General features: G+C 52.7%; 19 protein-coding genes. 17 read left to right on the top strand and 2 right to left on the bottom strand.

Annotated elements, in window-relative coordinates; genetic code table 11:
- Positions 1-27 precede the first annotated feature (27 nt).
- From hscB to sseB, 6 genes are all read left to right on the top strand, one after another.
- Entirely contained in the window at positions 28-543 is a 516-nt protein-coding gene (hscB, locus tag D9597_RS07655; RefSeq protein ID WP_000384413.1) for a co-chaperone HscB, read from the top strand.
- Between the two features lie 16 nt (positions 544-559).
- Complete coding sequence (gene hscA / locus D9597_RS07650) at positions 560-2,410, top strand: Fe-S protein assembly chaperone HscA (RefSeq protein ID WP_130222038.1); 1,851 nt, start codon at positions 560-562, stop codon at positions 2,408-2,410.
- Position 2,411: 1 nt separating this feature from the next.
- Positions 2,412-2,747 (top strand): ISC system 2Fe-2S type ferredoxin, encoded by a 336-nt coding sequence (gene fdx, locus D9597_RS07645; RefSeq protein WP_001124469.1) that lies wholly within the window; start codon positions 2,412-2,414, stop codon positions 2,745-2,747.
- An 11-nt stretch (positions 2,748-2,758) separates the two neighbouring features.
- Positions 2,759-2,959: a Fe-S cluster assembly protein IscX gene (gene iscX, locus D9597_RS07640; RefSeq protein WP_000523616.1), complete on the top strand. Its 201-nt coding sequence runs from the start codon at positions 2,759-2,761 to the stop codon at positions 2,957-2,959.
- A gap of 177 nt (positions 2,960-3,136) precedes the next feature.
- On the top strand, positions 3,137-4,420 hold the full coding sequence (gene pepB / locus D9597_RS07635; protein ID WP_130222037.1) for an aminopeptidase PepB: 1,284 nt from the start codon (positions 3,137-3,139) through the stop codon (positions 4,418-4,420).
- 117 nt (positions 4,421-4,537) lie between these two features.
- Complete coding sequence (sseB, locus tag D9597_RS07630; RefSeq protein ID WP_001298396.1) at positions 4,538-5,314, top strand: enhanced serine sensitivity protein SseB; 777 nt, start codon at positions 4,538-4,540, stop codon at positions 5,312-5,314.
- 30 nt (positions 5,315-5,344) lie between these two features.
- Here the strand turns inward: sseB and timP are convergent, their stop codons facing one another.
- The gene (gene timP, locus D9597_RS23515) at positions 5,345-5,470 is read right to left on the bottom strand and encodes a small toxic inner membrane protein TimP (RefSeq protein WP_276319951.1); all 126 of its coding nucleotides are present in this window, start codon (positions 5,468-5,470) and stop codon (positions 5,345-5,347) included.
- A gap of 339 nt (positions 5,471-5,809) precedes the next feature.
- Positions 5,810-6,655, bottom strand: coding sequence for a 3-mercaptopyruvate sulfurtransferase (gene sseA, locus D9597_RS07625; RefSeq protein ID WP_130222036.1), 846 nt, complete (start codon positions 6,653-6,655; stop codon positions 5,810-5,812).
- 206 nt (positions 6,656-6,861) lie between these two features.
- Between sseA and yfhM the strand changes: the two genes are divergently transcribed.
- The 11 genes from yfhM to D9597_RS07570 all read left to right on the top strand — a co-directional run bounded on the left by yfhM (position 6,862) and on the right by D9597_RS07570 (position 23,531).
- Complete coding sequence (gene yfhM, locus D9597_RS07620; RefSeq protein ID WP_130222035.1) at positions 6,862-11,820, top strand: alpha2-macroglobulin; 4,959 nt, start codon at positions 6,862-6,864, stop codon at positions 11,818-11,820.
- Positions 11,821-14,133: a peptidoglycan glycosyltransferase PbpC gene (pbpC, locus tag D9597_RS07615; RefSeq protein ID WP_130222034.1), complete on the top strand. Its 2,313-nt coding sequence runs from the start codon at positions 11,821-11,823 to the stop codon at positions 14,131-14,133. It abuts the gene before it with no gap.
- A gap of 148 nt (positions 14,134-14,281) precedes the next feature.
- Positions 14,282-14,713, top strand: a complete 432-nt coding sequence (ndk, locus tag D9597_RS07610; RefSeq protein WP_000963835.1) for a nucleoside-diphosphate kinase — start codon at positions 14,282-14,284, stop codon at positions 14,711-14,713.
- Between the two features lie 149 nt (positions 14,714-14,862).
- Positions 14,863-16,017 (top strand): bifunctional tRNA (adenosine(37)-C2)-methyltransferase TrmG/ribosomal RNA large subunit methyltransferase RlmN, encoded by a 1,155-nt coding sequence (locus tag D9597_RS07605; RefSeq protein ID WP_130207500.1) that lies wholly within the window; start codon positions 14,863-14,865, stop codon positions 16,015-16,017.
- A gap of 284 nt (positions 16,018-16,301) precedes the next feature.
- Positions 16,302-17,312, top strand: coding sequence for a cytoskeleton protein RodZ (rodZ, locus tag D9597_RS07600; protein WP_130222033.1), 1,011 nt, complete (start codon positions 16,302-16,304; stop codon positions 17,310-17,312).
- 26 nt (positions 17,313-17,338) lie between these two features.
- Positions 17,339-18,457 carry a flavodoxin-dependent (E)-4-hydroxy-3-methylbut-2-enyl-diphosphate synthase gene (gene ispG / locus D9597_RS07595; RefSeq protein ID WP_000551807.1) on the top strand — a complete coding sequence of 373 codons (1,119 nt, stop codon included), beginning with the start codon at positions 17,339-17,341 and terminating at the stop codon, positions 18,455-18,457.
- Between the two features lie 110 nt (positions 18,458-18,567).
- On the top strand, positions 18,568-19,842 hold the full coding sequence (hisS, locus tag D9597_RS07590; RefSeq protein WP_130222032.1) for a histidine--tRNA ligase: 1,275 nt from the start codon (positions 18,568-18,570) through the stop codon (positions 19,840-19,842).
- Positions 19,843-19,859: 17 nt separating this feature from the next.
- Positions 19,860-20,480: an ancillary SecYEG translocon subunit YfgM gene (gene yfgM / locus D9597_RS07585; protein ID WP_130214611.1), complete on the top strand. Its 621-nt coding sequence runs from the start codon at positions 19,860-19,862 to the stop codon at positions 20,478-20,480.
- A gap of 10 nt (positions 20,481-20,490) precedes the next feature.
- Positions 20,491-21,669 carry an outer membrane protein assembly factor BamB gene (gene bamB / locus D9597_RS07580; protein ID WP_130222031.1) on the top strand — a complete coding sequence of 393 codons (1,179 nt, stop codon included), beginning with the start codon at positions 20,491-20,493 and terminating at the stop codon, positions 21,667-21,669.
- 117 nt (positions 21,670-21,786) lie between these two features.
- Entirely contained in the window at positions 21,787-23,253 is a 1,467-nt protein-coding gene (der, locus tag D9597_RS07575; protein ID WP_130222030.1) for a ribosome biogenesis GTPase Der, read from the top strand.
- A 62-nt stretch (positions 23,254-23,315) separates the two neighbouring features.
- Positions 23,316-23,531, top strand: a complete 216-nt coding sequence (locus D9597_RS07570; protein WP_130207487.1) for a zinc ribbon domain-containing protein — start codon at positions 23,316-23,318, stop codon at positions 23,529-23,531.
- Positions 23,532-23,789: the final 258 nt, after the last annotated feature.

Below are 23,789 nucleotides of genomic sequence, written 5' to 3'. Positions count from 1 at the left end.
GCGGCGGATCGCAGCCCTGAGAATGTTATGGATTACTTCACCCTCTTTGGCTTGCCTGCCCGTTATCAACTCGATACCCAGGCACTGAGCCTGCGTTTTCAGGATCTACAACGTCAGTATCATCCTGATAAATTCGCCAGCGGAAGCCAGGCGGAACAACTCGCCGCCGTACAGCAATCTGCAACCATTAACCAGGCCTGGCAAACGCTGCGTCATCCGTTAATGCGCGCGGAATATTTGCTTTCTTTGCACGGTTTTGATCTCGCCAGCGAGCAGCATACTGTGCGCGACACCGCGTTCCTGATGGAACAGCTGGAGCTGCGCGAAGAACTGGACGAGATCGAACAGGCGAAAGATGAAGCGCGGCTGGAAAGCTTTATCAAACGTGTGAAAAAGATGTTTGATACCCGCCATCAGTTGATGGTTGAACAGTTAGACAACGAGACGTGGGACGCGGCGGCGGATACCGTGCGTAAGCTGCGTTTTCTCGATAAACTGCGAAGCAGTGCCGAACAACTCGAAGAAAAACTGCTCGATTTTTAATTTCTGGAAGCTAAACATGGCCTTATTACAAATTAGTGAACCTGGTTTGAGTGCTGCGCCGCATCAGCGTCGTCTGGCGGCCGGTATTGACCTGGGCACAACCAACTCGCTGGTGGCGACAGTGCGCAGCGGTCAGGCCGAAACGTTAGCCGACCATGAAGGCCGCCACCTGCTGCCGTCTGTTGTTCACTATCAACAGCAAGGGCATTCGGTGGGTTATGACGCGCGTACTAACGCAGCGCTTGACACCGCCAACACCATTAGTTCTGTTAAACGCCTGATGGGGCGCTCGCTGGCTGATATCCAGCAACGCTATCCGCATCTGCCTTATCAATTCCAGGCCAGCGAAAACGGCCTGCCGATGATTGAAACGGCGGCGGGGCTGCTGAACCCGGTGCGCGTTTCGGCGGACATCCTCAAAGCACTGGCGGCGCGGGCAACTGAAGCCCTGGCAGGCGAGCTGGATGGTGTAGTTATCACCGTTCCGGCGTACTTTGACGATGCCCAGCGTCAGGGCACCAAAGACGCGGCGCGTCTGGCGGGCCTTCACGTCCTGCGCTTACTTAACGAACCGACCGCTGCGGCTATCGCCTACGGGCTGGATTCCGGCCAGGAAGGCGTGATCGCTGTTTATGACCTCGGCGGCGGGACGTTTGATATTTCCATTCTGCGCTTAAGTCGCGGTGTGTTTGAAGTGCTGGCGACCGGCGGTGATTCCGCGCTCGGTGGCGATGATTTCGACCATCTGCTGGCGGATTATATTCGCGAGCAGGCGGGCATTCCTGATCGTAGCGATAACCGCGTTCAGCGTGAACTGCTGGATGCCGCCATTGCAGCCAAAATCGCGCTGAGCGATGCGGACTCCGTGACCGTGAATGTTGCGGGCTGGCAGGGCGAAATCAGCCGTGAACAATTCAATGAACTGATCGCGCCACTGGTAAAACGAACCTTACTGGCCTGTCGTCGTGCGCTGAAAGACGCTGGCGTAGAAGCTGATGAAGTGCTGGAAGTGGTGATGGTTGGCGGTTCTACTCGCGTGCCGCTGGTGCGTGAACGTGTAGGCGAATTTTTCGGTCGTCCACCGCTGACTTCCATCGACCCGGATAAAGTCGTCGCTATTGGCGCGGCGATTCAGGCGGATATTTTGGTGGGTAACAAACCGGACAGCGAAATGCTGTTGCTGGATGTGATCCCGCTGTCGCTGGGCCTCGAGACTATGGGCGGCCTGGTGGAGAAAGTGATCCCGCGTAATACCACGATTCCGGTGGCCCGCGCCCAGGATTTCACCACCTTTAAAGATGGTCAGACGGCGATGTCTATCCATGTAATGCAGGGTGAGCGCGAACTGGTGCAGGACTGCCGCTCGCTGGCGCGTTTTGCGCTGCGTGGTATCCCGGCGTTACCGGCTGGCGGAGCGCATATTCGCGTGACGTTCCAGGTCGATGCCGACGGTCTTTTGAGCGTGACGGCGATGGAGAAATCCACCGGCGTTGAGGCGTCTATTCAGGTCAAACCTTCTTATGGCCTGACCGACAGCGAAATCGCCTCGATGATCAAAGACTCAATGAGCTATGCCGAGCAGGACGTAAAAGCCCGTATGCTGGCAGAACAAAAAGTAGAAGCGGCGCGTGTGCTGGAAAGTTTGCATGGCGCGCTGGCTGCTGATGCCGCGCTGTTAAGTGCCGCAGAGCGTCAGGTTATTGACGATGCTGCCGCTCACCTGAGTGAAGTGGCGCAGGGCGATGATGTTGACGCCATCGAACAAGCGATTAAAAACGTAGACAAACAAACCCAGGATTTCGCCGCTCGCCGCATGGACCTGTCGGTTCGTCGTGCGCTGAAAGGCCATTCCGTGGACGAGGTTTAATATGCCAAAGATTGTTATTTTGCCTCATCAGGATCTCTGTCCTGATGGCGCTGTTCTGGAAGCGAATAGCGGTGAAACCATTCTCGACGCAGCTCTGCGTAACGGTATCGAGATTGAACACGCCTGTGAAAAATCCTGTGCTTGCACCACCTGCCACTGCATCGTTCGTGAAGGTTTTGACTCACTGCCGGAAAGCTCAGAGCAGGAAGACGACATGCTGGACAAAGCCTGGGGGCTGGAGCCGGAAAGCCGTTTAAGCTGCCAGGCGCGCGTTACCGACGAAGATTTAGTGGTCGAAATCCCGCGTTACACTATCAACCATGCGCGTGAGCATTAACAGAGGTTAGTATGGGACTTAAGTGGACCGATAGCCGCGAAATTGGCGAAGCACTGTACGATGCGTATCCCGATCTTGATCCGAAAACGGTTCGATTCACCGATATGCATCAGTGGATTTGCGATCTGGAAGACTTCGATGATGATCCGCAGGCATCCAACGAGAAAATCCTCGAAGCGATTTTGTTAGTCTGGCTGGACGAAGCTGAGTAATTTCCGCGTCATGCTTCACGCCGCAGATGCGTTGGCTGCGCTCGTTCACCCCAGTCACATAGTTATCTATGCTCCTGGGGCTTCACTCACTTGCCGCCTTCCTGCAACGCGAATCATTTAGCGGAAAAATCCTGGGGCTGCCAACTGGCGGCCCTTTTACAAATAAGGATAACTAAAATGACAGAAGCGATGAAAATTACCCTCTCTACCCAACCTGCCGACGCGCGCTGGGGAGAAAAAGCAACTTACAGCATTAATAATGATGGCATTACCCTGCATTTGAACGGGGCGGACGATCTGGGGCTGATCCAGCGTGCGGCGCGCAAGATTGACGGTCTGGGCATCAAGCATGTTCAGTTAAGCGGTGAAGGCTGGGATGCAGATCGCTGCTGGGCATTCTGGCAAGGTTACAAAGCTCCGAAAGGCACGCGCAAAGTGGAGTGGCCGGATCTGGACGATGCCCAACGCCAGGAACTGGATAACCGCCTGATGATCATCGACTGGGTGCGTGACACCATCAACGCACCGGCGGAAGAACTGGGGCCATCGCAACTGGCACAGCGTGCTGTTGATCTGATCAGCAACATCGCAGGCGATCGTGTGACTTACCGGATCACCAAAGGCGAAGATCTGCGCGAGCAAGGTTATATGGGGCTGCACACCGTCGGACGCGGTTCAGAACGTTCTCCGGTATTGCTGGCGCTGGATTACAACCCAACTGGCGATAAAGAAGCGCCGGTGTACGCGTGCCTGGTAGGTAAAGGCATCACCTTTGATTCCGGCGGCTACAGCATCAAACAGACCGCGTTTATGGACTCGATGAAGTCGGACATGGGCGGCGCGGCAACGGTTACCGGGGCGCTGGCGTTTGCCATTACGCGCGGACTGAACAAGCGCGTGAAGCTGTACCTCTGCTGTGCGGATAACCTGATCAGCGGAAATGCGTTCAAACTGGGCGATATCATCACCTATCGCAACGGTAAAAAAGTCGAAGTGATGAACACTGATGCCGAAGGGCGTCTGGTGCTGGCCGATGGCCTGATTGATGCCAGTGCGCAGAAACCGGAACTGATCATTGATGCGGCGACCCTCACCGGGGCGGCGAAAACCGCGCTGGGTAATGATTATCACGCGCTGTTCAGTTTTGACGATGCGCTGGCCGGTCGCTTACTGGCGAGTGCCGCGCAGGAGAACGAACCGTTCTGGCGTCTGCCGTTGGCGGAGTTCCACCGCAGCCAGCTGCCGTCTAACTTTGCCGAACTGAACAATACCGGAAGCGCGGCGTATCCGGCAGGTGCAAGTACGGCGGCGGGCTTCCTGTCGCATTTTGTTGAGAACTATCAGCAAGGCTGGCTGCATATTGACTGCTCGGCGACTTACCGTAAAGCGCCGGTTGAACAGTGGTCTGCGGGCGCGACCGGGCTGGGTGTGCGCACGATTGCTAATCTGTTAACGGCGTAAGCGCTTTATTCGGCCTACAAATTGTGCAAATTCAACAAATTGCGAATCCCTTGTAGGCCTGATAAGCGTAGTGCATCAAGCACTTGTGCCCCGAACGTTGAATGAATTGTGGTTCTTATGTCCGAAACAAAAAACGAACTTGAAGACCTGCTGGAAAAAGCAGCAACCGAACCGGCGCACCGTCCGGCCTTTTTCCGTACTCTACTGGAATCCACCGTCTGGGTGCCGGGGACGGCGGCGCAGGGCGAGGCTGTGGTTGAAGATAGCGCGCTTGATTTACAGCACTGGGAAAAAGAAGACGGCACCAGCGTCATTCCTTTTTTTACCTCGTTAGAAGCGCTTCAACAGGCGGTTGAAGACGAACAGGCATTTGTCGTAATGCCCGTGCGCACATTGTTTGAGATGACCCTTGGTGAAACGCTCTTCCTTAATGCCAAACTGCCAACCGGTAAAGAATTTATGCCGCGTGAAATCAGTTTGCTGATTGGTGAAGAAGGGAATCCGCTGAGCAGTCAGGAAGTACTGGAAGGCGGTGAATCGCTGATATTATCGGAAGTCGCAGAGCCACCAGCACAAATGATTGATTCACTCACCACCTTATTTAAAACCATTAAGCCAGTGAAGCGTGCTTTTATTTGTTCAATTAAAGAGAACGAAGAGGCACAGCCTAATTTACTTATTGGCATTGAAGCCGATGGTGATATCGAAGAAATTATTCAGGCGGCGGGAAGTGTAGCGACCGATACATTACCTGGCGATGAACCAATCGATATTTGTCAGGTGAAAAAAGGGGAAAAAGGAATTAGCCACTTTATTACCGAACATATTGCGCCATTCTATGAACGTCGCTGGGGTGGTTTTTTGCGTGACTTTAAACAGAATCGGATAATATAAAATATGCCGCCCAAAGGGCGGCATTCGGGCTTACTTGCTGCTCTGAAGGTTGTTAACCACCAGTAAATTGTTACCAGAGAGACTCCGGTTATTATTTACTTCGGAAAACAGCGCACCAGAAACAATAAGTACGATACAGAAGCACCGTATCTTCATTGTGCGGTCCATACGAAGACCGCATCACGACAGCACCACTGGCGATATTGCCGCGATAGCAAGCGCTGTGAAACACCTGCATTTACGGCCATGGAACATCCTTTCCTTAAGCCAGCGCCCGTTTGCGAGACGGCGGAAAGGGCCGTAGTGGATAATACACTGGCTGAACAAAAATTACTCTCTTTGGCTTGACAAAAAGAGAGTTACTGGCGAGTATTGCTCTGCTGTGAAGCACCTGCGTTGTTCATGCAACACAAGTCAACCTGCTGGAAAGGCCGCGAACCAGACCAGCAATAAAAAACCGCCAAATTCGGCGGTTTTTTATTGCCTGTAAAAAGCTTATTTCATTGGCTCAACCGGTAAATCTGCCCGTGCGCCCCATTCACTCCATGCGCCGTCGTACAGTTTCACGTTTGGCACATCCAGCGTTGCGAGTGCCAACAAAACCACGGCTGCCGTTACACCAGAGCCGCAGCTGACAATAATTGGTTTGTCATAGCTGACGCCGCGACCAAAAAATATCGCATCCAGTTCATCGGTCGTTTTCAGTTCGCCTTCGCGCACCAGCTCTGTCCATGGAACATTCAGCGCGCCGGGAATATGTCCGCGACGTAAACCTGGGCGAGGTTCATCAACTTCTGCGTTAAAACGTGTAGCCGGGCGGGCATCGATAATTTGTGCCGTTTTTTCATGACTTGCCAATAACACATCGGTCACTTTCACCACGGCTTCCGGGGTAAACGCGACGTTAAACTCTCCTTCCGGCAGTGCCACTGCACCTTCTTCTAACAGCAGATCATCACGTTGCCAGCCCGCTAAGCCACCGCCAAGGATTGACACTTTCTCCACACCAAAAGTGCGCAGCATCCACCACGCGCGCGGCGCAGAAAATAGGTTTCCTTCATCATAGACAATCAGATGCTTGTCCTGATTAACGCCCAGTTCACGCATCGCGACGGCGAACGTTTCCGGGCGAGGCAGCATGTGCGGAAGGGGGGATGTATGATCAGAGAGAGCTTCGATATCGAAAAATACTGCACCGGGGATATGACCGTTCAGATACTCCTGGGCAACGTTACGCTCTTCCTGCCCGGGCGGTGCCATACGAGCATCAATAATCTGAATTTCCGGGTCATCAATATGTTCGGCGAGCCAGTCGGCTCCTACAAACCATGTCGTGGACATAGGCATCTCCATTTTTGCCGGGGTTAAGTTAAATTGTCGGATGTTTGCCGAAAAGCGACAAGCAAAAGAGGCTGATTTGGCTGCCTGAGCCACATTTCTCACTAAAATTCGGATTTTGTAGATGTGATAGTGAATTACATAACGTCATTTCTCACGCATAATAATCATTCGACGTTGCTAACGGGCCATTGTGGCAGGGATGAGAGATGAAAAAGTTACGCTTAGCCGCCTGTATGTTGATGCTGGCGCTGGCAGGGTGCGACAACAACGATAACGCGCCAACTGCAGTGAAAAAAGATACGTCTTCTGAAGTTGCTAAAGAGTCATCTTCGACAAATGCGACTTCTGCGAAACTCTCCTCGCCGGCGCGACAAAAACTGGCACAACAGAGTGCGGGTAAGGCACTGACATTGCTGGATCTCTCTGAGGTACAGCTCGATGGCGCAGCCACGCTGGTACTGACTTTCTCCGTTCCTCTCGACCCGGATCAGGACTTCTCGCGTGTTATTCATGTCGTCGATAAAAAGAGCGGCAAAGTGGATGGCGCCTGGGAGTTGTCAGATAATCTCAAAGAACTGCGTTTACGCCACCTCGAACCGAAACGTGATTTGATCGTCACTATTGGCAAGGAAGTTAAGGCACTCAATAACGCAACCTTCAGTAAAGATTACGAAAAAACCATCACCACCCGCGATATCCAACCCAGCGTCGGCTTTGCCAGCCGTGGTTCGCTGCTGCCCGGAAAAGTCGTGGAAGGACTGCCAGTAATGGCGCTCAACGTTAACAATGTCGATGTTAACTTCTTCCGTGTTAAGCCGGAATCGCTGCCAGCTTTCATTAGCCAATGGGAATACCGCAATTCGCTGGCGAACTGGCAATCGGACAAACTGTTGGAGATGGCGGACCTGGTCTACACCGGACGTTTTGATCTCAATCCTGCGCGTAACACCCGCGAAAAATTATTGCTGCCGCTCGGCGATATCAAGCCGCTTCAGCAGGCGGGCGTGTATCTGGCTGTAATGAATCAGGCCGGACATTACGATTACAGTAATCCAGCCACGCTATTTACGTTAAGTGATATCGGCGTTTCAGCTCACCGTTATCACAATCGTCTGGATATCTTTACTCAAAGCCTGGAAAACGGCGCGGCCCAGCAAGGAATTGAAGTCTCGCTATTAAATGAGAAAGGGCAGACTCTGACTCAGGCGACCAGTGATTCACAGGGCCATGTGCAGTTGGAAAATGATAAAAATGCGGCGCTACTGCTGGCGCGTAAAGACGGTCAAACAACGCTGCTCGATTTAAAACTACCGGCATTGGACTTAGCGGAATTTAACATTGCTGGCGCGCCAGGCTACAGCAAACAGTTCTTTATGTTTGGCCCGCGCGATCTTTATCGCCCTGGCGAAACGGTCATCCTCAACGGCTTACTGCGTGATGCAGACGGTAAAGCTCTGCCGGATCAACCCATCAAACTGGACGTGATTAAACCTGACGGGCAGGTACTGCGTAGTGTTGTTAGCCAGCCGGAAAATGGCCTCTACCACTTTACCTGGCCGCTGGATAGCACTGTGGCAACCGGAATGTGGCATATCCGAGCCAACACTGGGGATAACCAGTATCGGATGTGGGATTTCCACGTCGAAGATTTTATGCCGGAGCGCATGGCGCTGAATCTGACCGGCGAGAAAACGCCATTAACACCAAAAGACGAAGTGAAATTCTCCGTGGTGGGGTACTACCTGTACGGTGCGCCCGCTAATGGCAATACCTTGCAGGGACAGCTTTTCTTGCGGCCGCTGCGTGAAGCGGTTTCTGCATTGCCTGGTTTCGAATTTGGCGATATTGCTGCCGAAAACCTTTCTCGCTCGCTGGATGAAGTCCAGCTGACGCTGGATGATAAAGGGCGTGGCGAAGTTTCCACTGAAAGCCAGTGGAAGGAAGTACATTCCCCATTACAGGTTATTTTCCAGGGGAGTTTGCTGGAATCTGGCGGTCGCCCCGTGACGCGCCGCGCTGAGCAGGCTATCTGGCCTGCCGATGTGCTGCCAGGGATCCGTCCGCAGTTCTCTTCAAAATCAGTTTACGATTATCGTACTGACAGCATGGTAAAACAGCCCATTGTTGATGAAGACAGTAACGCTGTTTTTGATATCGTTTATAGCGATGCGCAGGGCGTGAAAAAAGCAGTGTCGGGCTTGCAGGTGCGACTGATTCGCGAACGTCGCGATTACTACTGGAACTGGTCGGAAGATGAAGGCTGGAAGTCACAGTTTGATCAAAAAGATCTGATCGAAAATGAGCAAACGCTGGATCTGAAAGCGGACGAAACCGGCAAGGTCAGTTTTCCGGTAGAGTGGGGCGCTTATCGTCTGGAAGTCAAAGCGCCGAATGAAGCGGTCAGTAGCGTGCGTTTTTGGGCCGGATATAGCTGGCAGGACAATAGCGACGGTAGCGGCGCAGTGCGTCCGGACCGTGTCACGCTGAAACTGGATAAAGCCAGTTATCGCCCGGGCGACACCATTAAGTTGCATATCGCCGCGCCAACGGCGGGTAAAGGTTATGCGATGGTCGAGTCCAGTGAAGGGCCGCTGTGGTGGCAAGAGATTGATGTTCCGGCTCAAGGGCTGGATCTGACGATTCCGGTCGATAAAACCTGGAATCGTCATGATCTGTATTTAAGTACGCTGGTGGTGCGTCCTGGCGATAAATCTCGCTCCGCGACGCCAAAACGCGCGGTTGGTGTGTTGCATTTGCCGCTTGGTGATGAAAACCGTCGCCTCGATCTGGCGCTGGAAACACCAGCAAAAATGCGTCCCAATCAACCATTAACCGTGAAAATTAAAGCCAGCACTAAAAATGGCGAGAAGCCTAAACAGGTGAATGTGCTGGTGTCTGCCGTTGATAGTGGTGTGCTGAATATTACTGACTACGTCACGCCAGATCCGTGGCAGGCGTTCTTTGGTCAGAAACGCTATGGCGCAGACATTTACGATATTTACGGTCAGGTTATTGAAGGTCAGGGGCGTCTGGCTGCACTGCGTTTTGGTGGCGATGGTGATGAACTGAAACGCGGTGGCAAACCGCCAGTAAATCACGTCAATATTGTCGCGCAACAGGCGCTGCCGGTAACGCTCAACGAGCAGGGCGAAGGCACGGTTACATTGCCAATTGGCGATTTTAACGGTGAATTGCGCGTCATGGCGCAAGCATGGACGGCAGATGATTTCGGCAGCAACGAAAGCAAAGTGGTTGTTGCCGCACCCGTGATAGCGGAACTGAACATGCCGCGCTTTATGGCTAGCGGCGACACCTCACGTCTGACGCTGGATATCACTAATCTTACTGATAAACCGCAAAAACTTAACGTTGCTCTGACCGTCAGTGGCTTGCTTGAACTGGTGAGTAATTCCCCCGCACCTGTTGAATTAGCGCCAGGGGTGCGTACTACGCTGTTTATCCCGGTGCGTGCTCTGACGGGGTTTGGCGATGGTGAAATTCAGGCCACCATTAGCGGGTTAGCGTTACCAGGTGAAACCGTTGCCGATCAGCATAAGCAGTGGAAAATCGGCGTCCGTCCGGCATTCCCGGCACAAACGGTCAATTACGGTACGGCGTTACAGCCTGGTGAAACCTGGGCGCTCCCGGCTGATGGGTTGCAAAACTTCTCTCCTGTTACGCTGGAAGGGCAGTTGTTGTTGAGCGGCAAACCACCGCTGAACATCGCACGTTATATCAAAGAGTTAAAAGCGTATCCGTACGGCTGTCTGGAGCAAACCGCCAGCGGCCTGTTCCCGTCACTTTATACCAACGCAGCCCAGCTACAGGCGTTGGGCATCAAAGGCGACAGCGATGATAAACGCCGTACGGCAGTCGATATTGGTGTTTCTCGTTTGCTGCAAATGCAACGTGATAACGGCGGCTTTGCCCTGTGGGATAAAAACGGTGACGAAGAGTACTGGCTGACCGCCTACGTGATGGATTTCCTTGTCCGCGCAGGTGAACAGGGTTACAGCGTGCCGACAGAAGCCATTAATCGTGGAAACGAGCGTCTGCTGCGCTATTTACAAGATCCGGGCATGATGTCGATTCCGTACGCTGATAATCTTAAAGCCAGTAAGTTTGCCGTTCAGTCTTACGCTGCACTGATCCTGGCACGGCAGCAAAAAGCACCGCTGGGTGCGCTACGTGAAATCTGGGAGCGTCGTGCAGATGCGGCTTCTGGTTTACCGCTGCTGCAACTTGGCGTTGCGCTGAAAACCATGGGTGATGCGACGCGTGGTGAAGAGGCGATTGCGCTGGCGCTGAAAACGCCGCGTAACGATGAACGGAAATGGCTGGGTGATTACGGTAGCCCACTGCGCGACAACGCGTTAATGCTCTCCTTACTTGAAGAGAACAAGCTACTGCCTGATGCACAGAATGCATTGCTTAACACCCTTTCACAGCAGGCATTTGGCGAACGTTGGCTCTCGACCCAGGAAAGTAACGCGCTGTTCCTGGCTGCCCGTACGATTCAGGATTTACCGGGTAAATGGCAGGCGCAAACCTCTTTCTCAACTGAGCCGCTGACAGGCGAGAAAGCGCAAAACAGCAATCTGAATAGCGATCAACTTGCCACCTTGCAGGTGACCAACCGTGGTGACCAGCCGTTATGGCTGCGTGTGGATGCCAGCGGTTATCCGCAATCCGCACCACAACCAGCGAGCAATGTGCTGCAAATTGAGCGTCATATTCTTGGTACTGACGGTAAGAGTAAGTCTCTGGACTTGTTGCGTAGCGGCGATCTGGTGCTGGTCTGGTTGCAGGTAAAAGCCAGTGACAGCGTGCCGGATGCTTTGGTCGTTGATTTACTGCCAGCGGGCCTGGAACTGGAAAACCAGAACCTGGCTAACGGCAGCGCCAGCCTGGAGCAAAGTGGCAGCGAAGTGCAAAACCTACTCAATCAAATGCAACAAGCGAACATTAAGCATATTGAGTTTCGGGACGATCGCTTTGTGGCGGCGGTTGCTGTTGATGAATATCAGCCGGTAACGCTGGTGTATCTGGCACGGGCGGTAACGCCGGGAACGTATCAGGTTCCGCAACCGATGGTGGAATCAATGTATGTTCCCCAATGGCGGGCGACTGGCGCTACTGAAGATTTGCTGATTATCAGACCGTAAATGCCTCGTCTGTTAACCAAACGTGGCTGCTGGATAACGCTGGCAGTCACGCCCTTTATTATCATTCTGGCGGCGTGGGGGGCAGATAAACTCTGGCCTCTGCCGCTACATGAAGTTAACCCCGCACGCGTCGTCGTGGCGCAGGATGGGACGCCGCTCTGGCGCTTTGCCGATGCTGACGGCATCTGGCGTTATCCGGTAACCATCGAAGATGTTTCTCCGCGTTATCTCGAAGCACTGATCAATTACGAAGATCGCTGGTTCTGGAAGCATCCAGGCGTGAACCCATTCTCGGTGGCTCGTGCTGCCTGGCAGGATCTTACTTCTGGTCGGGTTATCTCCGGCGGCAGTACGCTCACTATGCAGGTAGCTCGCCTGCTTGATCCACATTCGAAAACCTTTGGCGGTAAAATTCGCCAGCTCTGGCGCGCATTTCAACTGGAATGGTACCTGTCTAAACGTGAAATTCTGACCTTGTATCTTAACCGCGCCCCGTTTGGCGGTACGTTACAGGGGATCGGTGCGGCAAGCTGGGCTTATCTCGGGAAATCGCCTGCAAATTTGAGCTATTCCGAGGCAGCAATGTTGGCGGTGTTACCGCAAGCGCCCAGCCGACTGCGCCCGGATCGCTGGCCGGAACGTGCCGAGGCCGCACGTAATAAAGTGCTCAAACGGATGGCTGCGCAAGGTGTGTGGTCCCGTGAGCAGGTAAAAGAATCTAGTGAAGAGCCTATCTGGCTGGCCCCCCGACAAATGCCGCAATTGGCACCGCTGTTTTCGCGCATGATGCTCGGTAAAAGGAAAAGCGACAAAATCGTTACTACGCTGGATGCAGGTCTTCAACGACGTCTGGAAGAACTGGCGCAAAACTGGAAAGGACGATTGCCGGCGCGCAGCTCACTGGCAATGATCGTGGTTGATCATACCGATATGCGTGTTCGCGGCTGGGTAGGATCGGTCGATCTCAACGATGATTCACGCTTTGGTCATGTTGATATGGTTAATGCGATCCGATCGCCAGGATCGGTGCTCAAACCATTTGTTTATGGTCTGGCTCTGGATGAAGGTTTGATCCACCCGGCATCGCTGTTGCAAGACGTCCCCCGACGCACCGGTGATTATCGACCTGGTAACTTTGACAGCGGTTTTCATGGCCCGATCAGCATGAGCGAGGCGCTGGTGCGCTCGCTGAACTTACCTGCTGTGCAGGTGCTGGAAGCCTATGGCCCGAAACGGTTTGCGGCAAAATTACGCAATGTTGGATTGCCGTTGTATTTGCCCAACGGTGCTGCGCCCAATCTTTCGCTCATTCTCGGCGGCGCTGGTGCAAAACTGGAAGATATGGCCGCAACGTATACCGCGTTTGCTCGCCACGGTAAGGCGGGTAAGTTGCGCTTACAGCCGGGCGACCCATTACTTGAGCGACCGTTAATGTCGCCGGGGGCCGCGTGGATTATCCGCCGTATTATGGCAGATGAAGCGCAGCCGCTTCCGGATGGTGCCTTGCCACGCGTCGTACCACTGGCGTGGAAAACAGGAACCAGTTATGGCTACCGCGATGCATGGGCAATAGGGATAAACGCTCGCTATGTGGTCGGTATCTGGACCGGCAGGCCGGACGGCACGCCCGTTGTCGGTCAGTTTGGTTTTGCCAGCGCCGTACCGCTGTTGAATCAGGTCAATAATATCTTACTGTCGCGCAGTGCGAATCTGCCGGAAGACCCGCGTCCTGACTCCGTAAGCCGTGGCGTTATCTGCTGGCCTGGCGGACAGTCTTTGCCGGAAGGTGACGGTAACTGTCGCCGCCGCCTGGCAACCTGGCTGCTGGACGGGAGCCTGCCGCCAACGCTATTACTGCCGGAGCAGGAAGGCATTAACGGCATTCGTTTCCCCATCTGGCTGGATGAAAACGGCAAACGTGTTGCCGCTGATTGCCCTCAGGCGCGACAAGAAATGATAAATGTCTGGCCGCTACCGCTGGAACCCTGGCTGCCCGCATCGGAGCGCCGCGCCGCACGCCTGCCATCGGCATCAACAAGTTGCCCGCCGTACGGTCACGATGCCCAGCTCCCGCTGCAGCTGACAGGCGTTCGCGATGGCGCGATTATTAAACGTTTACCTGGCACTGCTGATGCTTCTTTGCCTGTGCAAACCACGGGTGGCGCAGGTGGACGATGGTGGTTTCTTAATGGTGCGCCGTTAACTGAACGTGGGCGTAACATTACGTTGCGTTTGAGTGAAAAAGGTGATTATCAGTTACTGGTGATGGATGAAATGGGACAGGTCGCGACGGTGAGATTTGCCATGCAGTAGTCTGTTTTGTCAGATTTTGTTGCTTAAACTCGGTTTATTTTAAAAAAATGTTACCTTCATCAATGGTCAACGGCCCTGTAGCTCATTATAATCCGCGCCATCTCGTACGCTGGTACAGACAACAACAGAATAATTTACAGAGGTAAAAATGGCTATTGAACGTACTTTTTCCATCATCAAACCGAATGCGGTAGCAAAAAACGTTATTGGTAATATCTTTGCGCGCTTTGAAGCTGCTGGATTCAAAATTGTCGGCACCAAAATGCTGCACCTGACCGTTGAACAGGCTCGTGGCTTTTATGCTGAACACGATGGAAAACCGTTCTTTGATGGTCTGGTTGAGTTCATGACCTCTGGCCCGATCGTGGTTTCCGTACTGGAAGGTGAAAACGCCGTTCAGCGCCACCGCGATCTGCTGGGCGCGACCAACCCGGCAAACGCACTGGCCGGTACTCTGCGCGCTGATTACGCTGACAGCCTGACCGAAAACGGTACCCACGGTTCTGATTCCGTCGAATCCGCCGCTCGCGAAATCGCCTTCTTCTTCGGTGAAGGCGAAGTGTGTCCGCGCACACGTTAATATTTTCGTAAATGCCGCGTGCAAACGTGGCATCCATGCGCCAGAATTTGTACAATGTAGCGCCCCCGGACGAGCAGCAGCTCACCGGGGCGTTTCTTTTTTCAACCCTCCAGGGGCCATAACGTGTAATAACGAGGCCGGAATAGCATATGTCTGAACAATTAGTCACACCTGAAAACGTCACCACAAAAGATGGAAAAATCAACCTGCTGGATCTCAACCGTCAGCAGATGCGGGAGTTTTTTAAAGATTTAGGTGAAAAACCCTTCCGCGCCGATCAGGTGATGAAGTGGATGTATCACTATTGCTGCGACAACTTTGATGAGATGACCGACATCAACAAAGTGTTGCGCGGCAAACTGAAAGAGGTGGCGGAGATCCGCGCACCGGAAGTGGTTGAAGAACAGCGTTCATCTGACGGCACCATTAAATGGGCAATTGCCGTGGGCGATCAGCGCGTTGAAACGGTGTACATTCCGGAAGACGACCGCGCCACACTTTGCGTCTCCTCGCAGGTTGGCTGTGCGCTGGAGTGTAAATTTTGTTCCACTGCCCAGCAAGGTTTCAACCGTAACCTGCGGGTGTCGGAAATTATCGGCCAGGTGTGGCGTGCGGCGAAAATCGTCGGCGCAGCAAAAGTCACCGGTCAGCGTCCGATCACTAACGTAGTGATGATGGGCATGGGCGAGCCGCTGCTCAACCTGAACAATGTCGTTCCGGCGATGGAAATCATGCTCGACGACTTTGGCTTTGGCTTGTCTAAACGTCGCGTGACGCTCTCTACATCGGGTGTTGTTCCGGCACTGGATAAACTGGGCGATATGATTGACGTTGCGCTGGCAATCTCTCTGCATGCGCCGAACGACGAAATTCGTGACGAAATTGTACCGATCAACAAAAAGTACAATATCGAAACTTTCCTCGCTGCGGTGCGCCGTTATCTGGAAAAGTCCAATGCCAATCAGGGCCGCGTCACCATTGAATACGTGATGCTTGACCATGTTAACGACGGTACAGAGCACGCGCATCAACTGGCGGAGCTGCTGAAAGATACACCGTGTAAGATCAACCTGATTCCGTGGAACCCGTTCCCGGGCGCGCCGTATGGCCGCAGTTCGAACAGTCGTATCGATCGCTTCTCAAAAGTGTTGATGAGCTATGGGTTCACAACCATCGTGCGTAAAACGCGTGGGGATGATATCGACGCAGCCTGCGGGCAATTAGCGGGCGAGGTTATCGACCGTACTAAACGTACCCTGCGCAAACGGATGCAGGGAGAAGCCATCGACGTGAAAACGGTTTGATGTCTCTTGCGCCACGGTTACTTTTTGTACCGTGGCGTAATCTTTTATGAATATAGCATTAAGTTGCAATTGTCTGATCAATATTAACGGTGCGTTTTTGCTGACTTTAAGGCAGTATGTAACGATGCAACAGTGAGTTAGCTTTGATTCATGTGGGCTTTGTCATGAGCACACAGACAGTCTTATACTGTATGATAAAGGTTAACTTAATGGATGTCTCGCGGTGTGGGTGAGTATGATGACTCACCGGCATCTCAATTCTCATTTAAACGTACCTGCAGCGAATGAATACTGAAGCCACGCACGACCAAAATGAAGCACTTACTACCGGCGCTCGCTTGCGTAATGCCCGCGAACAACTTGGACTTAGCCAGCAAGCCGTTGCCGAACGACTTTGTCTGAAGGTTTCCACGGTACGCGATATTGAAGAGGATAAGGCGCCAGCCGACCTTGCATCAACATTCCTGCGCGGGTATATCCGGTCTTATGCACGACTGGTGCATATTCCGGAAGAAGAACTGCTGCCGGGGCTGGAAAAACAGGCTCCGTTACGGGCCGCAAAAGTTGCGCCCATGCAGAGTTTCTCTCTCGGCAAGCGACGTAAAAAACGCGATGGCTGGCTGATGACCTTCACCTGGCTGGTGTTATTCGTGGTGATTGGACTGAGCGGTGCCTGGTGGTGGCAAGATCACAAAGCCCAGCAGGAAGAGATCACGACTATGGCCGATCAGACCACAGCCGAACTGAACGGTAATAGCGACCAGGCGCAGAGCGTGCCGTTAGATACCTCCTCAAATGCTAGTCAGAGTGACTCCACCACGACGTCAGCACCTGCGGATACTACCGCTGCAAACACGCAAACGTCAGACGTGACCACGCCAGCCCCTGCCGTTGAACCAGCGCAGAACGCAGTTGTTCCGCCATCGCAGGCGAATGTGGATACCGCGGCTACGACCGCGCCAACTGCAACGACGCCAGATGACGCGGCACCACTGCCAACCGATCAGGCTGGTGTAACAACACCAGCGGCTGACCCGAATGCGCTGGTCATGAACTTTACTGCCGATTGCTGGCTGGAAGTCACCGATTCTACTGGCAAAAAACTGTTCAGCGGGATGCAGCGTAAAGGCGGTAACTTGAATTTAGCCGGTCAGGCACCGTATAAACTGAAAATTGGTGCGCCAGCCGCAGTACAGATCCAGTATCAAGGGAAACCTGTCGATCTGAGTCGTTTTATCAGAACTAACCAGGTTGCGCGTCTGACCCTAAATGCCGAACAATCACCGGCGCAGTAACAGACGGGTAACGCGGGAGATTTTGCATGCATAACCAGGCTCCAATTCAACGTAGAAAATCAACACGTATTTACGTTGGGAATGTGCCGATTGGCGATGGAGCTCCCATCGCCGTACAGTCCATGACTAATACGCGCACGACGGACGTCGAAGCGACGGTCAATCAAATCAAGGCGCTGGAACGTGTTGGTGCCGATATCGTCCGTGTTTCAGTACCGACGATGGACGCGGCAGAAGCGTTCAAACTCATCAAACAGCAGGTTAACGTACCGCTGGTGGCCGACATCCACTTTGACTATCGCATTGCGCTGAAAGTGGCGGAATACGGCGTCGACTGCCTGCGCATTAACCCAGGCAATATCGGTAATGAAGAGCGTATTCGCATGGTGGTTGACTGTGCGCGCGATAAAAACATTCCGATCCGTATTGGCGTTAACGCCGGATCGCTGGAAAAAGATCTGCAAGAAAAGTATGGCGAACCGACGCCGCAGGCGTTGCTTGAGTCCGCCATGCGTCATGTTGATCATCTTGATCGTCTGAACTTCGATCAGTTTAAAGTCAGTGTTAAAGCGTCAGACGTTTTCCTGGCAGTAGAATCGTACCGTCTGCTGGCAAAACAGATCGATCAGCCGCTGCATCTTGGGATCACCGAAGCCGGTGGCGCACGCAGTGGGGCGGTGAAATCTGCCATCGGTTTAGGTCTGTTGCTGTCTGAAGGTATTGGTGACACGCTGCGCGTTTCGCTGGCTGCCGATCCGGTTGAAGAGATCAAAGTCGGTTTCGATATCCTTAAATCGCTGCGAATCCGTTCGCGCGGGATCAACTTCATCGCCTGCCCGACCTGTTCTCGTCAGGAGTTTGACGTCATTGGTACGGTTAACGCACTTGAGCAGCGTCTGGAAGATATCATTACCCCGATGGACGTTTCGATCATTGGTTGCGTGGTGAATGGCCCTGGTGAGGCACTGGTTTCTACACTCGGCGTCACGGGCGGTAACAAGAAAAGCGGCCTTTACGAAGATGGCGTGCGCAAAGACCGTCTGGACAACAATGACATGATCGACCAGCTGGAAGCGCGCATTCGTGCGAAAGCCAGTCAGCTGGACGAAGCGCGTCGAATTGACGTTCAGCAGGTTGAAAAATAATAACGTGATGGGAAGCGCCTCGCTTCCCGTGTATGATTGAACCCGCATAGCTCCCGAAACATTGACGGAAGCGTTGAGGGTTCATTTTTATATTCAGAAAGAGAATAAACGTGGCAAAAAACATTCAAGCCATTCGCGGCATGAACGATTACCTGCCTGGCGAAACGGCCATTTGGCAGCGCATTGAAGGCACACTGAAAAACGTGCTCGGCAGCTACGGTTACAGTGAAATCCGCTTGCCGATTGTAGAGCAGACCCCGCTATTCAAACGTGCGATTGGTGAAGTCACCGACGTGGTTGAAAAAGAGATGTACACCTTTGAGGATCGCAATGGCGACAGCCTGACTTTGCGCCCTGAAGGGACGGCGGGCTGTGTACGCGCCGGCATCGAGCATGGTCTTCTGTACAATCAGGAACAGCGTCTGTGGTATATCGGGCCGATGTTCCGCCATGAGCGTCCGCAAAAAGGCCGTTATCGTCAATTCCATCAGCTAGGTTGTGAAGTCTTCGGTCTGCAGGGGCCGGATATTGACGCCGAATTGATCATGCTCACCGCCCGCTGGTGGCGTGCGCTGGGTATCTCTGAACACGTTACCCTCGAGTTGAACTCTATCGGCTCGCTGGAAGCACGCGCCAATTACCGCGATGCGTTGGTGGCATTCCTCGAACAGCATAAAGAAAAGCTGGACGAAGACTGCAAACGCCGCATGTACACCAACCCGCTGCGCGTGCTGGATTCCAAAAATCCGGAAGTGCAGGCGTTACTCAATGACGCTCCGGCGTTAGGCGATTATCTTGACGAGGAGTCTCGCGAGCATTTTGCTGGTCTGTGCAAACTGCTGGAGAGCGCAGGTATTGCCTACACCGTCAACCAGCGTTTGGTGCGTGGTCTGGATTACTACAATCGTACCGTTTTCGAATGGGTGACTAACAGCCTCGGTTCCCAGGGAACCGTGTGCGCAGGCGGTCGTTATGACGGTCTGGTGGAACAGCTGGGTGGCCGTGCAACACCGGCAGTAGGTTTTGCGATGGGCCTCGAACGTCTTGTATTGTTAGTTCAGGCAGTTAATCCGGAATTTAAAGCCGATCCCGTTGTCGATATATACCTGGTGGCTTCAGGCGCCGATACACAATCTGCGGCGCTGGCATTAGCTGAGTGTCTGCGTGATGAATTACCGGGTGTGAAATTGATGACCAACCACGGCGGCGGCAACTTTAAGAAACAGTTTGCCCGTGCTGATAAATGGGGCGCACGCGTTGCTGTGGTGCTGGGTGAGTCCGAAGTGGCCAACGGCACGGCAGTAGTGAAGGATTTGCGCTCTGGTGAGCAAACGGCAGTTGCGCAGGATAGCGTAGCCGCGCATTTGCGCACGTTACTGGGTTAAGGAAGGAGAAGGACAGCGTGGAAATTTACGAGAACGAAAACGACCAGGTTGAAGCGGTTAAACGCTTTTTTGCTGAAAATGGCAAAGCACTGGCTGTTGGGGTGATTTTGGGCGTTGGCGCACTGATTGGCTGGCGCTACTGGAACAGCCATCAGGTTGATTCCGCACGCTCCACTTCTCTTGCCTATCACAATGCGGTTACCGCAGTTAGCGAAGGCAAACCAGACAGCATTCCAGCGGCGGAAAAATTCGCTGCTGAAAATAAAAATACTTATGGCGCGCTGGCTTCTTTGGAACTTGCGCAGCAATTTGTTGACAAAAATGAACTAGAGAAAGCTGCCGCCCAATTGCAACAAGGGTTGGCGGACACGAGCGATGAAAATCTCAAAGCCGTGATAAATCTGCGTCTTGCCCGAGTTCAGGTGCAGCTCAAGCAGGCTGATGCCGCGCTGAAAACCCTTGAAACCATTAAAGGTGAAGGGTGGGCTGCTATTGTTGCCGACCTGCGTGGTGAAGCATTGCTGAGCAAAGGTGATAAGCAAGGTGCGCGTAGTGCATGGGAAGCAGGCGTGAAAAGCGATGCTACCCCGGCACTGAGCGAAATGATGCAGATGAAAATTAATAATTTGTCCATCTGAGAGGGACCCGATGCAATTGCGTAAATTACTGCTGCCAGGACTGCTTTCCGTTACTCTTTTAAGCGGCTGTTCGCTGTTTAACAGCGAAGAAGATGTGGTAAAGATGTCCCCATTGCCGACCGTTGAAAACCAGTTTACGCCGACCACGGCGTGGAGCACCTCTGTTGGTAGCGGCATTGGCAACTTCTATTCTAATCTTCATCCGGCACTGGCGGACAACGTTGTCTATGCAGCGGATCGCGCTGGTTTAGTAAAAGCGATGAATGCGGATGACGGCAAAGAAATCTGGTCTGTCAGTCTGGCCGAGAAAGATGGCTGGTTGTCTAAAGAGCCGGCATTGCTTTCTGGCGGCGTGACCGTAGCAGGTGGTCACGTTTACATTGGCAGCGAAAAGGCGCAGGTTTACGCGCTGAATACCAGCGATGGTACTGTAGCATGGCAAACTAAAGTCGCAGGCGAAGCACTTTCTCGCCCGGTGGTTAGCGATGGTCTGGTACTTATCCACACCAGTAATGGTCAGTTGCAAGCGCTGAACGAAGCAGACGGTGCTGTTAAATGGACAGTTAACCTCGATATGCCTTCGCTCTCTTTGCGTGGCGAATCTGCGCCAGCCACAGCGTTTGGCGCAGCAGTCGTTGGTGGTGATAATGGCCGCGTCAGCGCAGTACTGATGCAACAGGGCCAGATGATTTGGCAACAGCGCATCTCCCAGTCGACCGGTTCTACTGAAATCGACCGTCTGAGCGATGTTGACACAACTCCAGTAATCATTAACGGCGTTGTTTTTGCACTGGCCTATAATGGTAACCTGACGGCGCTTGATCTGCGCAGCGGTCAGATTATGTGGAAACGCGAACTGGGTTCGGTGAATGATTTCATCGTCGACGGTAACCGTATCTATCTGGTCGATCAAAATGACCGGGTGATGGCGTTGACCATTGATGGCGGCGTTACGCTGTGGACGCAAAGCGATCTGTTGCATCGCCTGCTGACTTCTCCGGTGCTGTATAATGGCAACCTGGTGGTGGGTGACAGTGAAGGCTATCTGCACTGGATTAATGTCGAAGATGGTCGTTTCGTTGCCCAGCAAAAAGTTGATAGCTCCGGTTTCCAGACCGAACCGGTTGCCGCTGATGGCAAACTGCTGATCCAGGCAAAAGACGGGACTGTGTACTCCATTACACGTTAATCGTCTCTGTCGTTCACTTTGAAAACGGCTCCTGGACAGGGGCCGTTTTCCTGTTTTTAACAACGACGCAAAAAAAGCGATCGTTGTCTGATGATTTATAAAAATGAGGCTTTAAACATGGTACCTGTGGTCGCGCTTGTCGGGCGCCCTAACGTAGGAAAATCCACGTTATTTAACCGTCTAACTCGCACCCGAGATGCGCTGGTTGCGGATTTCCCGGGTCTGACTCGTGACCGTAAGTACGGTCGTGCAGAAATTGAAGGCCGCGAGTTTATCTGTATTGATACCGGCGGTATTGACGGTACGGAAGACGGTGTTGAAACCCGCATGGCGGAACAGTCGCTGCTGGCGATTGAAGAAGCAGACGTTGTACTGTTTATGGTTGATGCGCGTGCTGGCCTGATGCCGGCAGATGAAGCTATTGCCAAGCACCTGCGCTCCCGAGAAAAACCTACCTTCCTGGTGGCAAACAAAACTGATGGTTTAGATCCAGACCAGGCAGTTGTTGATTTCTATTCGCTCGGTTTAGGCGAAATCTACCCAATTGCCGCGTCTCATGGCCGTGGCGTATTAAGCCTGCTGGAGCACGTCCTTCTGCCGTGGATGGAAGATCTCGCCCCGCAAGAAGAAGTGGACGAAGACGCAGAATACTGGGCGCAATTTGAAGCGCAAGAGAACGGCGAAGAGGAAGACGACTTCGATCCTCAAAGTCTGCCGATCAAACTGGCGATAGTGGGTCGTCCGAACGTCGGTAAGTCTACGCTCACTAACCGTATTCTCGGTGAAGAACGCGTTGTGGTTTACGACATGCCAGGCACAACGCGTGACAGTATTTACATTCCAATGGAACGTGACGGACGTGAGTATGTACTCATTGACACCGCAGGCGTACGTAAACGCGGCAAAATCACCGATGCTGTAGAGAAATTCTCAGTAATCAAAACGTTGCAGGCAATTGAAGATGCCAACGTGGTGATGCTGGTCATTGATGCACGCGAAGGTATTTCCGATCAGGATCTCTCCCTGCTGGGCTTTATTCTCAATAGTGGGCGCTCACTTGTGATTGTGGTGAACAAGTGGGATGGCCTGAGCCAGGAAGTGAAAGAGCAGGTGAAAGAGACGCTGGACTTCCGTCTGGGCTTTATCGATTTTGCTCGCGTGCACTTTATTTCTGCATTGCACGGCAGTGGTGTTGGTAACCTCTTTGAATCAGTGCGTGAAGCATATGACAGCTCTACCCGTCGCGTGGGTACGTCTATGCTGACACGAATCATGACCATGGCTGTTGAAGATCACCAGCCGCCGCTGGTTCGCGGGCGTCGCGTGAAGCTGAAATATGCCCACGCTGGTGGTTATAACCCGCCGATTGTGGTGATTCACGGTAACCAGGTGAAAGACCTGCCGGATTCCTACAAGCGTTATCTGATGAACTATTTCCGCAAGTCTCTGGATGTGATGGGGACGCCGATTCGTATTCAGTTCAAAGAAGGGGAAAACCCATATGCGAACAAGCGTAACACCCTGACGCCGACCCAGATGCGCAAGCGTAAGCGCCTGATGAAGCATATCAAGAAAAGTAAGTAATTACTTATCTGGTTTCCCTTTCCATATGGAAAGGGAAACCCATGAAAATATGAGGATCATTTATGGAACTCAGCTGCCCAATCTGCCAAAAACCTCTCGAACGTCAAGGTGAGACGGCTCACTGCGTAACTTGCGACAAAGATTTCATCGTCCAGGCACTTTGCCCTGACTGCCACCAACCGTTACAGGTGTTAAAAGCGTGTGGTGCGGTGGATTATTTCTGCCAGCATGGTCACGGTTTAATTTCTAAAACCCGTATTGAATTTGTCATTGCTTAATATCACTGGAATATATGATTTTGCATCATATATTCCTAATATAAATATTATAATCTTTTCTCTATTAGATTAACGGCTAATTAAAAATGAGCAAAGTCTCATTATTATAACTTTAAGACTATGTTTAGCACTTCTGGTGTGCAGCTGCTGCGTTATCTGGAATACAATATTAGACATTATTTTAGAATTAAATTCCCACAGGGAAAAACATGTTGCAATGGATCCGCTATATAACACTAATATTTATCTCCGGTGCTG

Origin of the sequence: Escherichia sp. E13S3, from assembly GCF_004212325.1 — a bacterium.
In the GTDB taxonomy this organism is placed as follows: domain Bacteria; phylum Pseudomonadota; class Gammaproteobacteria; order Enterobacterales; family Enterobacteriaceae; genus Escherichia.
The sequence above is the reverse complement of the archived record's forward strand: the minus strand, read 5'-3'. Positions and strand labels throughout refer to the sequence as shown.